14 protein-coding genes are annotated in these 17,600 nt (G+C 39.4%); 11 read left to right on the plus strand and 3 right to left on the minus strand.

Annotated features, from left to right (window positions below; translation table 11 throughout):
- Nucleotides 1-7 precede the first annotated feature (7 nt).
- Nucleotides 8-931 (plus strand): aminopeptidase, encoded by a 924-nt coding sequence (locus tag B7E05_RS08130; protein ID WP_080873735.1) that lies wholly within the window; start codon nt 8-10, stop codon nt 929-931.
- 108 nt (nt 932-1,039) lie between these two features.
- Here the strand turns inward: B7E05_RS08130 and B7E05_RS22515 are convergent, their stop codons facing one another.
- Nucleotides 1,040-1,747 carry a MerR family transcriptional regulator gene (locus B7E05_RS22515; RefSeq protein WP_080873736.1) on the minus strand — a complete coding sequence of 236 codons (708 nt, stop codon included), beginning with the start codon at nt 1,745-1,747 and terminating at the stop codon, nt 1,040-1,042.
- A gap of 259 nt (nt 1,748-2,006) precedes the next feature.
- Between B7E05_RS22515 and uvrA the strand changes: the two genes are divergently transcribed.
- The 5 genes from uvrA to B7E05_RS08160 all read left to right on the plus strand — a co-directional run bounded on the left by uvrA (nt 2,007) and on the right by B7E05_RS08160 (nt 8,626).
- Nucleotides 2,007-4,463 carry an excinuclease ABC subunit UvrA gene (uvrA, locus tag B7E05_RS08140; RefSeq protein WP_080873737.1) on the plus strand — a complete coding sequence of 819 codons (2,457 nt, stop codon included), beginning with the start codon at nt 2,007-2,009 and terminating at the stop codon, nt 4,461-4,463.
- A gap of 197 nt (nt 4,464-4,660) precedes the next feature.
- Nucleotides 4,661-5,380, plus strand: a complete 720-nt coding sequence (locus B7E05_RS08145) for a DUF998 domain-containing protein (RefSeq protein ID WP_080873738.1) — start codon at nt 4,661-4,663, stop codon at nt 5,378-5,380.
- 122 nt (nt 5,381-5,502) lie between these two features.
- A complete protein-coding gene (locus tag B7E05_RS08150) occupies nt 5,503-6,288 on the plus strand; it encodes an ABC transporter ATP-binding protein (protein WP_080873739.1) in 786 nt (261 codons plus the stop codon).
- A 106-nt stretch (nt 6,289-6,394) separates the two neighbouring features.
- Complete coding sequence (locus B7E05_RS08155) at nt 6,395-7,534, plus strand: hypothetical protein (RefSeq protein WP_080873740.1); 1,140 nt, start codon at nt 6,395-6,397, stop codon at nt 7,532-7,534.
- A gap of 195 nt (nt 7,535-7,729) precedes the next feature.
- A complete protein-coding gene (locus tag B7E05_RS08160; RefSeq protein ID WP_080873741.1) occupies nt 7,730-8,626 on the plus strand; it encodes a diacylglycerol/lipid kinase family protein in 897 nt (298 codons plus the stop codon).
- Nucleotides 8,627-8,700: 74 nt separating this feature from the next.
- Here B7E05_RS08160 and B7E05_RS08165 read toward each other — a convergent pair whose 3' ends face one another.
- A complete protein-coding gene (locus B7E05_RS08165) occupies nt 8,701-8,946 on the minus strand; it encodes a phage holin (protein WP_080873742.1) in 246 nt (81 codons plus the stop codon).
- A gap of 252 nt (nt 8,947-9,198) precedes the next feature.
- Nucleotides 9,199-10,116, minus strand: coding sequence for a LysR family transcriptional regulator (locus tag B7E05_RS08170; RefSeq protein WP_080873743.1), 918 nt, complete (start codon nt 10,114-10,116; stop codon nt 9,199-9,201).
- A 1,416-nt stretch (nt 10,117-11,532) separates the two neighbouring features.
- Between B7E05_RS08170 and fdhA the strand changes: the two genes are divergently transcribed.
- The 5 genes from fdhA to B7E05_RS08195 all read left to right on the plus strand — a co-directional run bounded on the left by fdhA (nt 11,533) and on the right by B7E05_RS08195 (nt 17,552).
- Nucleotides 11,533-12,747, plus strand: coding sequence for a formaldehyde dehydrogenase, glutathione-independent (gene fdhA / locus B7E05_RS08175; protein WP_080873744.1), 1,215 nt, complete (start codon nt 11,533-11,535; stop codon nt 12,745-12,747).
- A gap of 46 nt (nt 12,748-12,793) precedes the next feature.
- Nucleotides 12,794-13,204 carry a GlcG/HbpS family heme-binding protein gene (locus B7E05_RS08180; protein WP_080873745.1) on the plus strand — a complete coding sequence of 137 codons (411 nt, stop codon included), beginning with the start codon at nt 12,794-12,796 and terminating at the stop codon, nt 13,202-13,204.
- Between the two features lie 711 nt (nt 13,205-13,915).
- Entirely contained in the window at nt 13,916-15,838 is a 1,923-nt protein-coding gene (thrS, locus tag B7E05_RS08185) for a threonine--tRNA ligase (protein WP_080873746.1), read from the plus strand.
- 111 nt (nt 15,839-15,949) lie between these two features.
- Entirely contained in the window at nt 15,950-16,405 is a 456-nt protein-coding gene (locus tag B7E05_RS08190; protein WP_080873747.1) for a GNAT family N-acetyltransferase, read from the plus strand.
- Between the two features lie 421 nt (nt 16,406-16,826).
- Nucleotides 16,827-17,552 carry a GntR family transcriptional regulator gene (locus B7E05_RS08195; RefSeq protein WP_080873748.1) on the plus strand — a complete coding sequence of 242 codons (726 nt, stop codon included), beginning with the start codon at nt 16,827-16,829 and terminating at the stop codon, nt 17,550-17,552.
- Nucleotides 17,553-17,600: the final 48 nt, after the last annotated feature.

Here is a 17,600-nt window from a genome sequence, read left to right on the forward strand (position 1 = left end):
CAGTAAAATGAATTCTTTTCAGCAAACCGTTGCGAAATTAATGAAGCATAATGTATTTGCAGAGAAAGATGCGAAAATGTTAGTGGTAACCGATCATAGTACCGAAGCTCTGGGCAAGAAATTTCAAGCGGCTTTGGAGCAGGATGATTGGAATGCGGATTTACAAATCATGTCGGATCGCGATAAATCAGGGGAAGAACCGCCGGAAGCAAATTCGGAAGCGATGCTTGCATATGATCTTGTATTTTGCCTGACCAAGCATTCCCTTACTCATACGGTTGCAAGAAAAAATGCAAATGCCCATGGGGTAAGTGTGATTACGATGCCGGGAATTACGGAAGATATGATTCTGCAAGGAGCGATGAGTGCAGATTACAAGCGTGTCGAAAAAGAAACAACCGACATGACTGCTAAGCTGACAAAAGCGAAAGCAGTAACCATTACAACTGGAAAAGAAAAAAATCTTAAGCTTCATATTCCACTGGAAGGAAGAGATGGAATAGCCAGCACAGGAATATTCCGCGGCAAAACAGCATCAGGAAATCTTCCATCTGGGGAAGCATATATTGCTCCTGTAGAAGGATTAGCGGAAGGGAAAATAGAGATAAATGGCTCTATGGCAGGAATTGGATTGGTAGATGAGCCTGTTGTTCTGACAGTTGAAAAAGGACGACTTGTTCAAGCAACTGGTGAACAGGGAGCATTACTGTTATCCCTTCTTGGAGAAGGAAATGGGCGTTTGGCAGCTGAGCTTGGAATTGGCACGAACCATGCTGCGAGAATCACTGGAAATATTTTAGAAGATGAAAAAGCTTATGAGACGGTTCATGTTGCTTTTGGCTCTAATCATACTTTCGGCGGAACGAATAAAGCAGATGTGCATATTGATTGTGTTACCAAAAACCCGCAATTAGATTGGGAATTTGAATAGAAATAGAAATAGAAAACAGATATTCCGCTAGGGGGTATCTGTTTTTGCAATCATGCGTATGTTGCTGCAGTACAGAGTTCCGGCATTTCTCATAAAACCAAATGAAGCTCATGTATTTTTATCTTTCAACAAATCAACCAACTTATACAGATAATACGCTCCCCTTAATTGCTGTTCAATTTGATAATCCATATAATCGAGCGCATCGATCACCATTTTTCTGGCATCTGTTAGACTGTGATGTTGTATCTTATCCAATATATCGCGTACCGTATCCAAGAAATAAACAGAGGATTGTACGGTTTTAATAATCAGTAATTTTCTCATATCCTCGCGAGTATATAACCGATAGCCATTTTCCGGATTTCTTTCAGGAATAATTAACCCTTCCTTTTCCCAATGCCTAAGGGTTGTTGCAGCAACATGGAGCTCATTTTCTACTTCTCCAATCGAATAATGTTTCTTTCGTTGCTTTTTCATAAAATCTTGTATATTGTCCGGGTTTAGGATCGAAACAGCATCCATGGCGTGCTGTTTTCTTTCGTATAATTCAGCTTGTACTTCATTGACTTTCCATAATGCTTCAATATATTTATTTTCCTGCAGCAGAGGCATCACGATGCGGACAGTCCCCATGCCAAAACCTGGGTACATGGCGCGGATACATTGAAAATAGGCTTCGTGAACCTCTGTGTATACCCGATAACCATTTGCTTTTCGGATAGCTTTTGGCACAATACCCCATTCCTCATAGTGTCTAAGTGCGCTTGTTCCTACATCTAGTTTTTTAGCAATATCAATTGGTCTTAACTCCATAATTACCTCCAAAGATTCAACTAAAACCTTATAGACCCGTGACGGGTTTTTATTGATGAACGTTATTATAGCGTATCATTTATTATAAAACATTGCACTTGCACAAATGTTATATGATTGAAATAGATGTTTTTAAGGAGGGATATCAAGATGCCATTCGTAATGAAAACACTATTTTTCTATATCACCATGAAAAAAACGTTGCGATTGCAATCAGAATCTATGGATAAAACAGAAGCTACGGAGGAGGAATATCAACATGCATAACATGATGACTGTAAAAGGAGCCCAGGAAAATAATTTAAAAAATCTCTCTGTATCTATTCCGAAGAATAAATTGGTTGTCGTTACAGGTCCCTCTGGATCTGGGAAAAGCACACTCGCTCTGGATACCTTATTCAATGAATGTCAGCGCCAATATCTAGAATCAATGGGGATGCAGGGAATCAATAAACCAAAAGTGGAGTCTATCAGTGGTTTATCACCTGCTATCAGCATTAACCAGCATATTACCAACCGAAACCCGCGCTCGACAGTCGGGACGATGACAGATATGTATACCAGTCTGCGAATGGTATTTGAAAAGCTTGGAGTAAGAGCTTGTCCGAAGTGTCAGCACAGAATCAACCCAATGACTTATGAAGGGGAAGTTGAAAGAGAAGCAGATAACTTCACAGAATATATCTTTTGTCCAAATTGCGATGAAAAAATGGAAAAACTAACGCGTACCCATTTCTCTTATAATACAACGGAAGGAGCTTGTCCGACTTGTAAGGGGTTAGGAAAAACGGTGGCGATTCATTTGCCATCGGTTTTTCATGAGGAACTTTCTTTAGAAGATGGTGCTGTGGACATTTTTGTTGGTCGTTACGGCGAATATCAAATTGCTGTTTTAAAAGCAGCTTTTCGGTATTATCAATTGCCAGATGTTGATCATGTACCGATCAAGCATTTCAATGAAGGACAAAAAGCGATTCTTTATTATGGAGTGGAAAGCGATGAGGTGAAGCAGCTTTTTCCAAACGTGAAGTCTCCCAAAACAGTAGAAAAAGGGAAGTTCCCCGGTGTGTTGACTTCGATGTGGCGCCGTTATGCGGAACATGATGGTTCTTCAGCAGAAGCAGATGCTTATTTCTATTCCCAAACCTGCCCAGACTGTCATGGAGAACGTTTAAATGAAACGAGCCGGGCAGTTACTGTAGATGGCTGGACGATTCCGCAATTAGTTGTTCATTCTTTAGAAGAAATGGCTGCATGGTTAAGCCGATTAGAGAGGTCACTGAATCAAATAAGTTATCAGCTTGTTGAAACTTTCACGCAAGATGTAAAAACAAAGCTTTCCCGTATTATCAAAATAGGGCTAGGCTATCTGACGCTGGACAGACAAGTCATTACGTTATCTGGTGGAGAGGCGCAACGGATACGGTTATCTGCACTTTTAGATTCCGCACTGACAGGCGTGTTATACATTATGGACGAGCCGACAGTCGGGCTGCATCCTAAGGATACAGCAGGTCTCATCAGCGTCTTAAAACATCTCCGTGATTTAGGAAATACTGTCCTATTAATTGAACATGATGTCGACGTCATGAAAGAAGCGGATTATATTATTGATATTGGCCCGGGAGCTGGAAAGCTTGGCGGCGCTGTAGTTGGACAAGGAACCTTACAAGAATTGATCAATGAAGAAACATCTGTTACAGGGCAATATTTGCGCACAGAAAAACCGAAGAAAATGAATAATCGAACTGGTACGAAGGAAGGTATTACGATATATCACGCCACAGCAAATAATCTGCAGGATGTAACAGTAACTTTTCCGGCAGGATGCTTAACAGCAGTAACAGGCGTTTCTGGTTCAGGAAAATCTTCTCTCTTATTTGATGTGTTGGCAAAAGCAGATGAGACCATTCATGAAGGATTTGAAAAAGTAACTGGTCTTGCGCCTTATAATCAGATGATTATTGTCGGCCAGTCCCCACTCAGCAGGATGAAACGGTCCAATACAGCAACCTACATTGATTTGTTTACCCCAATTCGGTCATTGTTTGCCAAACTGCCGGAAGCAAAGGATAAGAAGTTCACTGCAAAGCATTTCTCTTTTAATACAGCAGGAGGTCGTTGTGAAAACTGTCAGGGACTTGGTTATGTAACGACGAACATGCTCTTTTTCCCTGATTTAGAAGTCGTATGCCCGGAATGTCAGGGAAGAAGGTTTAAACAAGAAGTATTAGCAGTGAAATATCAGGGCTATTCCATTAATGATATTTTAGAGAGCTCTGTGCATGAATGTCTGCCTATCTTTGAAGGGGAAAAGAAGATACAAGCCACTTTAAAGCTTCTGACAGAAATCGGTTTAGGTTATCTAAAAATGGGCCAATCCTTAACTACTCTTTCAGGAGGAGAAGGACAGCGGTTAAAGCTTGCGAAAGAATTGATGAAGCAGGGGAAAAAGACTTCTCTTTATTTATTGGATGAGCCAACCACTGGACTGCATCCGAATGATACGATCCAGCTGCTTAAACTGTTAAACCGTTTGGTGGATGCAGGAAATACAGTGATTATGGTGGAACATAATAGTCAAGTAATTGAAGCGGCAGACTGGATTGTTGACTTAGGCCCTGAAGGTGGCGCAAAAGGAGGAAAGGTGATTGCCGAGGGAACGCCGGAAATGATTAAGGAAAATAAAGACTCATTTACAGGGCAGTATTTGTAAATCACATTTCTTTGAATACAATACAGGTTGTTTTAAAAGGTTATCCGACTAAAAGAAGGATAACCTTTTAAAATTTCTCCATCATAAATAGAATGAATCTTTATCAATAAAATAACGTAAGTAGTGAAGGGAGCGATTTTTCAATATAAGTTTACATATAGATGATACAATCTATCAATCAAAGGCGGTGCGATAAAATGAGTTATGAATTTCATGCTATAGCAATGGTTATCGTTGCATGTATCGTTTTTCTGTCCATGTTTTTATTGCGTAAACCGAATAGACACTCTATTCGAATTGGTTTAATCAGCTGGATTGTTTTAAGCGCCTACTTTTTTATAGAAGCAATGGTTATCCGAGCTGCTACAGCACCTTACAGTTTTCTAGACCAACCCATGAGTGACCTGGGGGTAACTAGTTGTGGAACGGACACCTATGTACTTGCAACCTATGCTATTTGTTCCCCTTACCACTGGCTGATGAACTGGACGTTTTTCTTAACAGGTATGGCTATCTTGATTGGTGCTGTTTTCCTTTATCCATTGTGGCCTAAAACCCTTTCTGCAATATTAGCAAGTGTTTTTATTGGTATTTTTGGAGCAAGTTATAGCATCTCCGGCATTGTGCCTGCAGATATTCATTTTAATTGGCACACGTTAACGGCACTTCCAGGAATGGTTGTACAGGTGCCCGCAATGATTTTAATTAGTATCGCTATCTATCAAAAGATGCCCCGTCTATTTTGGTGGACGATTATTTGTACGGCAGTCTCAACAGGAGCTCTATTAAGTCTATTCTTACAGCCAGTATTTACGGATCTGCCAGGCGGGTTACTTCAGCGTATCCTATATGCTTCGGTGTATATATGGTTAACAGGGATTGCTGTTGGTTTTTGGAGAAAACGTTATCCATATTGAATTCACGGTTTTTAGATGCTATGATTTGTATATTCAGATAATTATAATCAAAAAGAAACCATTCATGTAGCATTATAAATGAAAGATATTTCAATTATATAGAGGTGTAGAGGTGAATAGTAATGGATAATATTGTATATTTTGATCAAATAACATGGCGGAGAAATAATCAAGAAATTTTAAAAGATATCAATTGGCAAATTAAAGAAGGAGAGCATTGGGCCATTTTAGGCTTGAATGGCTCTGGTAAAACCTCCCTTTTAAATATTATTACGGGTTATAACTACCCTACATCCGGAAAAATGACGGTCTTAGACCAGCTTTTTGGAAGAACAGATTTATCTGAATTACGAAAATCGATTGGTTATGTCAGCAGTGCTCTGGACCGCTTTCAGGAAACAATCCAGCTGGAACCAGTTGAAAATGTTGTTGTCAGTGGAAAATTTGCTTCTTTTGGTATTTATGAAGAGGTAGCAGAGGAGGATTGGCAGCAGGCTGATCAGATTCTTACAGATCTTCGTTTATCCTATTTAAAAGGTGAAAAATTTCAGGTACTGTCTCAAGGAGAAAGAAGACGAGTGCTTATCGGCCGTGCGTTAATGAGCAGACCAGAGATCTTAATTTTAGATGAACCTTGCTCTGGCTTAGATATTTTATCACGTGAAGAAGTATTGGAATTAATGGATGATTTAAAAAAGAATACGCATCTGCTTTATGTTACCCATCATATTGAAGAAATGACAGAAGCCATTTCGCATGTTGCTTTAGTGCGTGATGGAGAATTAGTTGCGACAGGAGAAAAACGCGATGTTCTAACAGATGCTTTATTGAGTGAAACATTTAAAATTCCTGTGCAGGTACATTGGGATGGAGGCAGGCCGTGGTTAACGATTGAAAAAAGAAAGTAGTTCCATAGACGCATGCTTAAAAATATACAATCCTCTATGAATAGTCATTTCTAATTTTAAGGAAAAGGTGTATGATAAAGAAGAAATTAGAAATGGAGGAAATAAGATGAAAAGTAAATTTTTTAGGCCTATGGTCATGGCTGCGGCTTTCGTATTGTTGCTGGCAGCTTGCAGTAATGATGAGGAAGAAGCGCAAGAGCCGGCACCAGAACCGGATGAACAGACAGAAGAAATTCCGGAATTAGAGGAAAAAGAAGCGGAAGAAGTATTACAAACCTATAAAGAAACCTACCAAAATGTCATGGAAAATGCAGAAGAAGACGGAGAAATAACAGCGTTTGATTCTTTGGAAGATCTTCAGCAGGAATTCATGACAATTATGTCCGAAGAATTAGCAGAAGATATCACAGATACTTATTTTGAAGAGAATGAAGAAGGTTCTATCTACATAGCTGATTCAGAAGAGCCCATCTGGTTTGATGAAGAAGAAACGTATGAATTAGAAAAAATGGAAGATGATTTGTATGAAGTAGAACAAGAACAGACGGATAACAGAATGCTTGTTACATATTCTATTTTCTGGGATGAAGAGAAATGGATTGTCTCCAATGTGGAAACGGAAGAAATACCGGCTGAGGAAAGTAATGCTTCCAATAATGAAGCAGAAGCGGATACGGAACAAGGTACGGATCACGATACAGACCAATCCGGACAGGAAAAGAATACAGATAATGAAGCGACAGATGAAGGAACCAATGAACCAACAAATGAAGAAACGACGGTAGAAACAGAGGAAGAAGATACAGATGAAGCAACTTCATCTGGAAATGATACAAATGGCACGGAGGATGCAGAAGAAAATCAGACCAGTCCTGATAGTGAGGAAAATGATGATGCCAATCAAGATGAAACAGAGTCTGGTGATACAGAGACAGAAACATCAGATGGTGCTGACACGGATACAGATACCTCTGAAGACAACCCCAATTCAGACCCAGTAGAGGATGGGGAAGAGAATGGGGAAGAACCAGCTGGAGAAATAGATGAATCAGCTGCGGAAACAATTGTGAAAGAGTACTTAGATATGGACAATGAAGATTTGTATTATGCTACTGATCATCAAGATGAAAATGGAAATTTCGTGGTTCAAGTATATTCGATTGTTGGACAGGGAGATGCTGCACAAACATCTACGTATGGCTGGTTTATCGTTCATGCCGATACAGGGGAAGTAGAATCCATGTGATAGAGAAAGAGTAAGAATCTGGCGAGACATTCTTGATCATAAGGATGTTTCGTCCTTTTTTTAATCAAAAGAAACCCAAAGGGCTGTCATTCTTTTCTTTTAGGGAAACGCTTATATTGATGTATAATGTAATAGAAAGGTATTTATGCATATTTTGGCATATGCATAATTTTAACCTTGCGAGGAGCGTAAAAGATGAAAAAAGTCGCGTTAATCATAAATACCCAATCAGGGAAACAACAACTGGCCCGGAAATTAGATAAAATTACATCTAGATTGAACGAAGCATTTGAGGAAACAGCCGTCTATCAGAGTGAACAGGAAGGAGATGGAAAACGGCTTGTTGAAAAGCATGCAGAAGAAGTGGACCTGCTGATTGCAGGTGGCGGAGATGGGACAGTTTTTGAAATCATGAATGCACTCGCTCCTTTGAAAAAAAGACCGGTATTTGCCATTTTGCCAGGTGGAACATGCAATGATTTCTCCCGGACACTTGGTATCAGCCAAAAGCCGCTAGAAGCGTTGGAGCAAATTATTAGGCAGAAGCGAATTCAGGTGGATGTAGGTAAATACGGTGAGCATTACTTTTTAAACTTCTGGGGTATCGGTATTATTTCCAAAGTTGCTGAAGAAATGGATGAAGCAAATAAGCAGATTTTTGGAAGAGTTTCTTATTACTTGAATACATCGAAGCTTGCTTTTAAGAATGAAGCTTTTGCATTGAAATTAGCCAGTAAGGAATTGGATTTTGACGAAAAGGCAGAATTGCTGGTTGTCGGCAATGGTTCCTTTCTCGGCGGAATTCAATCCTTTTTTCCGAATGCAGATGTACAAGACGGGAAATTTGATGTGCTGATTGTCAAAGAAGCGAAATTAAAGTATTTAAAGAAATGGCTAGAAGCGAAAATACAGGATGATTATCCGGAAAATGAAAAAGACGATGATATTATTTATTTTCGGACAAACCGGTTAGAAGTATCTGCTTCCCCGGAACAAAACATTGATTGTGATGGAGAGTTTTTAAATAAAACACCGACAATTGTGGAAGTACTTCCAAAACATCTGGAAATGATTTATGGGAAGATGACATAAATGACAAACTGATGGATAAGTCTGTGCCGATGCTGAAAAGATAAGGCAAAGACTTGTCCATCTGTTTTTTCATACTAGCGTTTCAACTTTTCCATTAGTTTATCTGCTTCTTTTGCCTGTGACGTATAGCTGTTATTTTTCCAATGATTCCAGATTTCCGATATGAATAAGGCAATGAGCGATAATACGGAAACAAGTTCTTCATTTGATAGAGGAATTAGTTTGTAGCCCAAAAGCATAGCCGCTGTATTTAAGAAAACAATCGTTAATACAGCCAATCGAACCCATTTATTATTTATTTTTGACACGTTTTCATTCATAAAAGAAGCCTCCTCTTTGGCTCAATGTAAGCTTCATTGGGACTAGGGTCTATAAATTATCTCATTTTGGCACTAACGGACAGTGGGTTGGCTGGACGAATGCTCACAGCAAGTCCCAATTCCAGTGCGATGCCGTTATAACGCCATGATGTTTTACTTTATAGGTATGTTTTGTTTGAGATAATTATGAGCAGAGAAGGCTTGAAAATAATATCAAAAGTTGAAAGAAGCCATTTTTGAAATAACGGCCTGCTATACTAAATACTTTCCTTGATCTGGAATATGAACCATCGGCTGCATGAATGGAGAAGAAGCTGTTTTTTTAAATTCATAGATGTTATCAATAAATTTTGCCATCGTATTTGTTAAGTAAGTATCTGCCCGTCTAATAAAAACAGTTGATATATCACTATACTTTTGAGGAATTTGGTAACATTGAACGACTCCGGCAGCTTCCAGATGGCTGACTGCCGATTTGGAAACAAGGCTGATGCCAAGCCCCGATATAACACTTCCTAAAATTGTTTCCAATGTACCGAATTCCATGATTTTTGCATCTGTTATACCTTCATCGTACAACCAGTTTTCCAAACGTGTCCGGTAACTGCATCCTGCATTAAACACGAGTAGAGGCTTGGTTTTTAAATGCTCATAGTCAACTCTTTCGCTGTCAGATATGATAACAAGTTCCTCTTGGAAAACGTTCATTTGTTCAATCTCCGGATGTTTACCGATTCCTGAAACAAACGCGCCATCCAGCTTATGTTTCAATACGTGGTTCATGAGTTCTTGTGATACGCCTGTTTTCAATGTTATATCTACTTTAGGGAATTTTCTGATAAAGGGAGATAAGACCATCGGGAGTTTCATAACGGTTTCTATTGTCCCAATCTCTAATGCACCAGATGGATTGTCGGAATCCCGAAAATCCTTATTCATTTCTTCTATCATCAATAATATCTTTTCGGTATAGCCAAGAAGTTTTTTTCCTTCTGAATTCACTGTGGTTCCTCTGCTGTGACGATCAAATAATTGGGTTTGTAATTTTGATTCCAAAGATTTTATTTTGGCTGTGACGTGTGATTGTACATAATTAAGTTCATCTGCTGCTTTACTGATGCTTCCGTTATGGGCAACGCTCTGAAAAATCAATAAGTCTTTAATCTCCATTTCCAACCTCCTCATTTTCCATTCATTCATAGTGATAGCAATTATCTTTTTTTTTTTTTAATTACTCAACTTTCGCACCTTAAAAAGTAGCTTTATTTCCATAGAAAAAGGAGTTGTTTGTTCCTTTGTTAACTCCCTTGACAAAGGTATAGAAGGTAAGGTGTAAGGCAACCGCTACGGCGGACCGTTTTGCTTTCCTAGGGGCACGCTCTTCAGCTAACTTTTGCCAAGAAGAGCGCTTGGCAAAAGTGGATCTTCAGATGGTGCTGATCCCTCAGGAGTCAAAACGGTCCGCCTCCGCTAGTGAGATTTTCTACACGGTTGATATAGCTGAACAACTAAACGTAGATTAGACAGAACAAATTTTTCGTGGTGCATGGTAAAAATGTTCCGCAATCATTCTGTTCTGTGCATGAAAGCGATTCTCGATATAAGCTCCATGTTGTCATGATTTGAACTGCTGAACCAACCACTGGAAACACCAGAATGATTGTGTATTCAAGCTGAAAAGCGATTATCTAACCTAATTTCATCAGGATGTTATTTCTTCCAAGTGCTGTAACGTCCTATTAGAGCGCAGGCCAACCACGTAGACTCCTAAGTGGTTTACAGGCTAAAACCGTGACTCCTGGGGTTGGGGCTGCGCTTACTCGCCCCACCGAAAACCATTGCGATTACTCACCCCATCAAAACCGTTGTACGTCGGAAAGCGGAGTGGTTGGCCGGAGCGGTTGCTATACACCATATCCTGTTCAAAAATAAAAGGATGATTGAACGAAAAGCAAGCATGATAATAGAAATCATGTTCATCCTGGTACAGCAAGAGTTATATGCTTATTCTTAGGTGCGAAAGTTGAGTAAATTATTATTCGTGATTGCGTTTTCATTTTATAATATACTTTAACAATAAACAAGCTGAAATGACTGAAGATAGTTGTCGAATCACCATATATCATTATGAACTTCCTTGTCTCTGACAGTGTTTCTCTATTTTAGATTGAACGGTCCCGATCTTTATAAATCCAGGGTCATCAGAAACATTGATGTACAAACATAAAGAAAAGGTATAAAATTCAAAATTTGGAGTTTACTGCATATCGAAAAGGGAACAATACCTGAAACAGAAAAATATTCAGTAATCATAATATACGTTCCTGTGTAACGTTGAAACAAAGCGCCATAAAGTTTGTATGATGGTTTTCGTTCAGAAGATCGTATATTATCAGTTTTACAGATAGGACACATCAATATTAGATATTTTACCTGTTGCCAGTTCGTATTTATGATAGGGATAAATACGAAATTTTTGAAAAATGAAACCAACTTGATTATTTATTAAAGGGGGGATTCGAATTCATACTTCTGTAGAATGGCATCGCTTACGCACGATGGTTATAACAAAATCAAGGAGGAATGATGATGACAAATAAAGGCGTAGTGTATAAGGAACCGGGAGTAGTGGCAGTTGAAGAAATTGGATACCCAGAACTTATATTAAGAGATGGTCCAGGCGTCAATCCCTTGAACGTTGGGCGGAAATGTGAACACGGTGTCATTGTCAAAGTGGTTACAACGAATATATGTGGAAGTGACCAGCATATGGTTCGCGGCAGAACAACCGCTCCGTCCGGACTGGTTCTTGGCCATGAAATTACTGGAGAAGTAGTTGAAACAGGACGCGATGTAGAGTTTATTAAAAAAGGTGACTTTGTTTCCGTTCCGTTTAACATCGCTTGCGGGCGCTGCAGAAATTGCAAACAGCAGGATACACATATTTGCGAAAATGTGAACCCGGATCGTCCCGGTTCTGCATACGGTTATGTGGACATGGGCGGCTGGGTCGGCGGCCAGTCCGAATATGTGATGGTACCTTATGCAGATTTTCAGCTGCTGAAATTTCCTGATAAAGACCAGGCAATGGAAAAAATACTGGACTTAACGATGCTGTCTGATATCTTTCCAACAGGCTACCACGGTGCGGTAAGCGCAGGAGTTAAACCCGGGTCTACCGTATATGTAGCTGGAGCTGGACCTGTCGGATTAGCAGCAGCTCACTCTGCTCAGCTGCTGGGTGCGTCGGTTGTCATTGTCGGGGATATGATAGAGGAACGGCTGGAGCAAGCAAGAAGCTTTGGCTGTGAAGCGGTAAATTTGCGGGAGCATGCTAATTTAGAAGAACAGATCGAACAAATTCTGGGTGATCCGGAAGTGGACTGTGCCATTGATGCAGTCGGTTTCGAAGCGAGCGGTCACGGAGAAAATGCAGAAGAGGCTCCGGCCACTGTATTAAATTCTATCATGGATATTACCCGGGCTGGCGGACGTTTAGGGATTCCTGGGCTCTATGTAACAGGTGATCCGGGTGCTAAGGACAAGGATGCGCAGGAAGGGGCATTAAAAATCCGATTCGGTTTAGGTTTTGCCAAGGCGCATACATTTGTTACCGGGCAAACACCTGTCATGAAATACCACCGAGATTTGATGCAAGCTATTTTAAGTGACCGGGCACAGATTGCCAAAGCTGTAAATGCAACGGTGATTTCACTGAATGAAGCGCCAGATGGTTATAAAGCATTTGATGGCGGTGTTGCTAAGAAATTTGTTATTGATCCGCATGGTTCATTAAAGTAATGTTTGAAAGATTATCTCACTATTTTTACTAAGGAGGAATCGTTTGATGCGTGAAGTGAATCTTGAACTAGCAAAAAAACTTATTGATGGTGCTGAAAAAGAAGCCCAAAATATCGGGGTTTCTATGGTTATATCCGTTGTCAATGAAGGCGGAAATCTTATCGCTGTCCATCGTATGGACGATGCATGGCTGGCCAGTATTGACATCGCACAAAATAAAGCTTGGACTTCTGTTGCGCTAAAGATGCCAACTTCGAATTTAGCTGAGGCAACGGTTCCACACGCAGAACTGTATGGAATAAACACGACAAATAATGGACGGCTCGTTCTTTTCGGGGGAGGCATTCCGTTAGTAGAAAATGATCAAGTTGTAGGTGCTGTAGGGGTAAGCGGAAGTTCTGTAGAGCATGATATGCAAGTAGCACAGGCGGCAGTAGATGTTTTTGATAATGGCTGAATTTGAGACAACTTCGTGAACTTTTGAAAAATAAAAAAGAACCTTGCATAAAGTAAAAATCTTTAGTATGATATTCTATAATTTATTAATCAAAAGCGACGAAGAGGACATGAATGACTTGGAAGGTTCCAAGAGAGGAGAGCAGAAGGTGTGAGCTCTCCAGCAAAGAAGAGTCATTTACCACCTCGGAGCTGTGTTAGAGTAACAACTGGCACCGTAATATGCAGCGTTATTGCAAAATGAAGCCGTCAATCAGGTTGGCGGGAATTTGGGTGGAACCGCGAAGATAACACATTCGCCCCTTCTTAGGAAGGGGAGGATGTGTTTTTTTAATACGATAAAATATAAGAATCATCAAAACGATGAAGAGGACATGAATGATCCGGAAGGTTTAAAGAGAGGAGAGCAACTGCTGAGAGCTCTCTAGCCAGGAAGGATAATTTACCACCTCCGAGTGCGTCAGGGTAACAACTGCCGCCGTAAACATGCAACGTTACTGCATAATGGAGCCGTCATTCAATGTGACGGGAATCTGGGTGGAACCACGGAAAAGCATATTCGTCCCTTTGTAATAGAGGGACGTGTATGCTTTTTTATTTGGCAGTAAGAAAGTTTACACTTTCTTACTGCATAAGTGTAACTAAGATTGACACCTAAAAGCTTGGTGACAACCAAGTTTTCTAACATCAAACGGAGAGGGAGTATCAAAAAATGACAAATGAAGTAAAAATCATATTTCCGGATGGAAAAGAAAGCTATGTAGAAAAAGGAATTTCATTAAGAAACATCGCAGAAAGCATATCGATTGGTTTAGCGAAGAAAGCAGTAGCAGGAAAGGTGAATGGCAAACTGGTAGATCTCAGTTATTCGATTTCCGAAGAGAGTGTGATTGAACTGTTGACACTGGAGTCGGAAGAAGGACTGGAGGTTATGCGGCATACTGCTGCACACATTTTAGCACAGGCAGTGGAGCACCTTTACGGGAAAGGGAATGTTCAATTTGGGGTTGGCCCGGTGATTGATTATGGGTTTTATTATGATATGAAGTGTCAGGAATCCATAACGCAAGCTGATTTGGTAAAAATCGAAAAAGAGATGCAAAGCATTATTCAGGAGAATATCCCGATTCGTTCGTATGCACTCTCTTTAGAACAAGCAGAGGCGTATTTTAAACAGCAGAATCAGCCTTACAAAATAGAGCTGTTAAAGAGCATTCCCAAAGATGAACCGATTACGATTTATAAGCAGGGAGACTTCTCTGACCTATGCCGGGGGCCACATTTGCCATCTACTGGTTATGTAAAAGCATTTCACCTTACCAATTTGGCAGGCGCCTATTGGAGAGGAGATAGCGATAATGAGATGCTTCAACGTATTTATGGCATTGCCTTTGCAAAGAAAAAAGATTTAGAAGCGCATTTGCATTTCTTAGAAGAAGCTGAAAAAAGAGATCATCGTAAATTAGGAAAGCAATTGGAGCTGTTTATGTTTTCGGAAGAAGCACCAGGCATGCCGTTTTATTTGCCGAATGGTCAAATGATTCGTCAGAAACTCGAGGAGTTTTCCAGAGAAGCACAGCTAAAAGCAGGCTATCAGGAAGTGCGTACTCCGCTTCTGATGAACCAGCAGCTTTGGGAAGAATCCGGTCATTGGGATCACTACCATGAAAATATGTATTTTTCTGAAGTAGACCATACCAATTTTGCATTAAAACCGATGAATTGCCCAGGACACATGTTGATTTATAAACAAAAACTGCATTCGTATCGTGATTTGCCAATCAGGCTGGCTGAATTTGGGCAAGTACACCGACATGAATACAGTGGGGCGTTAAATGGACTGCTTCGTGTCCGTACTTTCTGTCAGGATGATGCCCATATTTTTGCTAGAGAAGATCAAATTGAAGCGGAAATGGAAAAAGCAATTGATTTGATAGATAAGATCTACGGAGTATTTGGTTTCAGCTATGCTGTTGAGTTATCTACTCGACCGGAAAAATCAATGGGGGAAGATGCTGCTTGGGAATTGTCAGAGCAAGCTCTAGAAAATGTTTTAAAGCGGATGGAGCTTCCTTACCAAGTCAATGAAGGGGACGGTGCGTTTTACGGCCCTAAAATTGATTTTCATATCAAAGATGCCTTAGGGCGCAGTCATCAATGTGCGACACTGCAATTGGATTTTCAGATGCCTGAAAAATTTGATTTAACCTATATTAATGCAGCTAATGAAAAGGTGCGTCCAGTTGTGATTCACCGGGCTATTTATGGTTCTATTGATCGCTTTTTAGGGATTCTGATTGAACATTTTGCGGGGGCTTTCCCGGTATGGCTGGCTCCTGTTCAAGCGGTTATCTTACCAGTTTCATCTGTGCATCATTCCTATGCAAATCAGCTAAAGGAAATTTTTGAGGAAGCTGGTATACGTATGGAAACAGACTATCGGGAAGAGAAGCTGGGGTTGAAATTAAGAGAAGCACAGATGAAGAAAATCCCTTATATCTTTGTTGTTGGTGATAAAGAAGAAGAGCAGCAAGCCATCAACGTCCGGAAATATGGGGAAAAACAGAGCCAGAGTGTATCTGTCAGGAATGTGTTAGACCGTCTTAAACATGAAATTGCTGAAAAGCAAATATGATTTTGCGAAATGAGGAATTTCAGAGCATAAACCTTTGATTAATAACTATTCATTCTCTCTGCTTTCGTATAAAATGAAGGTATCATCTATACTGGAAGGGGATGAGTGAGGATGACAATCACATTTATGAAAATTGACAAGTCGAACTATAAAAAATGCTCGTTATTAAAGGTGAATGATAATCAAAAAGATTTTGTAGCTCCGAATTGGTATTCCGTTTTGGAAGCTGTATATGAAGAAGAAGAGAAACATCCATATGCGATTTATGATGAAGAAGAGATGGTTGGGTTTTTAATGTATTCTTATTACCGTGCAGATGAAGAATATGGTAAAGATTCATGGTGGCTGGAACGATTTATGGTTGCGAAAGATTTCCAAGGTAAAGGTTACGGCAAAGCATCGATAAAGAAATTTATTAAGGATTTTCAGGGAGATTATCCGGCGGAAGAATTACGCACATCAGCTGTGAAAGATAATCATGTAGCTATCACATTGTATGAACATAGCGGTTTTCAGCGGACAGGGGAGTTTGTTGAAGGAGAAGCTGTGCTGTTGTTGGATGGTTAGAGAATTTAAAATAGTAGTAAAGGACAGATGAAAATGACAATCATCTGTCCTTTCTTCATTTGGAAACCTTCTTTTTAGAAAAGCGATGTAAAAAGTTGTTCAAAAAATAGAACAAAAATGACACGAAGAATTTCTGCGTTGACGAGTATTTCTCAATACTGGTGTATTCTAAAGCATACGATGTGTTCGTAAAATGCTCTTCACCAATTCTATTTTATATAACCTTAAACACGCAATATAAGAGGTTGATAGTATCGTACGCCCCCTTTTTTTGCGGATTAATAAAAATTATTAATCAATCTGATTAAATTTTGTAATAATTTAATTTTTCTTAAAATATTGATTTATTATTGTATTCATGTTTTAATTTTTAATAGCAATAACTGGTAGTGACGTCACAACCAAAAAAGGTGAAAATGAGATGATTGATGAGACATTATATATTCCATTACATATCCAAATTTATAAAAGTTTAAAAGAAAAAATAACAGCGCAGAAGTATACTGAAAAAATACCAAGTGAGCGAGAATTAATGGATATGTATTCAGTAAGCAGAACTACAATAAGGGAAGCTGTAACAAAGCTAGTAAATGACGGATTGTTAATTAAAGTGCATGGAAAAGGAACTTATGTAAATAAGAAACCTCCGATTCAAGAGTGGTTATCTTCTTTGAACAGTTTTACAGAAACAGTAAGAAGAATGGGGATGGTGCCAGGCAGCAAACTATTAACTTCTAAAAAGTTAGCAGCAGATAAACATCAGATAGAAGTATTTGAAGAAGATGTATTAATGATAGAAAGACTTCGTTACGCGGATGAAAAGCCCATTGCAATTGAGAAGCATTACTATCCATTATCAATCGGGGAACGCTTAACCCAATTTAATCTAGATAAAGAAACAATATATGACTTATTAGAAAATGAGTTAGGTATTGTTCTAGATGAAGCAGAACAGTATATAACAACAGAGATAATTGAAGATCATTTAGCACAATATTTAGAGATACCTTATGGCTCAAATGTATTGCTTGTAGAGAGAATAATAGTTGATGATATAGGTAATGTCATTGAGTATTATACTGGGCAATTTCGCCCTGATAAGTATACGTTTCGTATGAAAACGAAAAGGGCCATTAATAAAAAGTAACTGATAGTGTGGACGTATTATTTATTTTTATGTAAGCGCTGTCAAATG

This window comes from Oceanobacillus timonensis (assembly GCF_900166635.1).
GTDB classification, from domain to species: domain Bacteria; phylum Bacillota; class Bacilli; order Bacillales; family Amphibacillaceae; genus Oceanobacillus; species Oceanobacillus timonensis.

Bases quoted from the DNA above. Each gene is read 5' to 3' on its own strand.
- B7E05_RS08130 (WP_080873735.1), top strand. From the start codon at position 8: ATGAATTCTTTTCAGCAAACCGTTGCGAAATTAATGAAGCATAATGTA.
- B7E05_RS22515 (WP_080873736.1), bottom strand. From the start codon at position 1,747: ATGGAGTTAAGACCAATTGATATTGCTAAAAAACTAGATGTAGGAACA.
- uvrA (WP_080873737.1), top strand. From the start codon at position 2,007: ATGCATAACATGATGACTGTAAAAGGAGCCCAGGAAAATAATTTAAAA.
- B7E05_RS08145 (WP_080873738.1), top strand. From the start codon at position 4,661: ATGAGTTATGAATTTCATGCTATAGCAATGGTTATCGTTGCATGTATC.
- B7E05_RS08150 (WP_080873739.1), top strand. From the start codon at position 5,503: ATGGATAATATTGTATATTTTGATCAAATAACATGGCGGAGAAATAAT.
- B7E05_RS08155 (WP_080873740.1), top strand. From the start codon at position 6,395: ATGAAAAGTAAATTTTTTAGGCCTATGGTCATGGCTGCGGCTTTCGTA.
- B7E05_RS08160 (WP_080873741.1), top strand. From the start codon at position 7,730: ATGAAAAAAGTCGCGTTAATCATAAATACCCAATCAGGGAAACAACAA.
- B7E05_RS08165 (WP_080873742.1), bottom strand. From the start codon at position 8,946: ATGAATGAAAACGTGTCAAAAATAAATAATAAATGGGTTCGATTGGCT.
- B7E05_RS08170 (WP_080873743.1), bottom strand. From the start codon at position 10,116: ATGGAGATTAAAGACTTATTGATTTTTCAGAGCGTTGCCCATAACGGA.
- fdhA (WP_080873744.1), top strand. From the start codon at position 11,533: ATGATGACAAATAAAGGCGTAGTGTATAAGGAACCGGGAGTAGTGGCA.
- B7E05_RS08180 (WP_080873745.1), top strand. From the start codon at position 12,794: ATGCGTGAAGTGAATCTTGAACTAGCAAAAAAACTTATTGATGGTGCT.
- thrS (WP_080873746.1), top strand. From the start codon at position 13,916: ATGACAAATGAAGTAAAAATCATATTTCCGGATGGAAAAGAAAGCTAT.
- B7E05_RS08190 (WP_080873747.1), top strand. From the start codon at position 15,950: ATGACAATCACATTTATGAAAATTGACAAGTCGAACTATAAAAAATGC.
- B7E05_RS08195 (WP_080873748.1), top strand. From the start codon at position 16,827: ATGATTGATGAGACATTATATATTCCATTACATATCCAAATTTATAAA.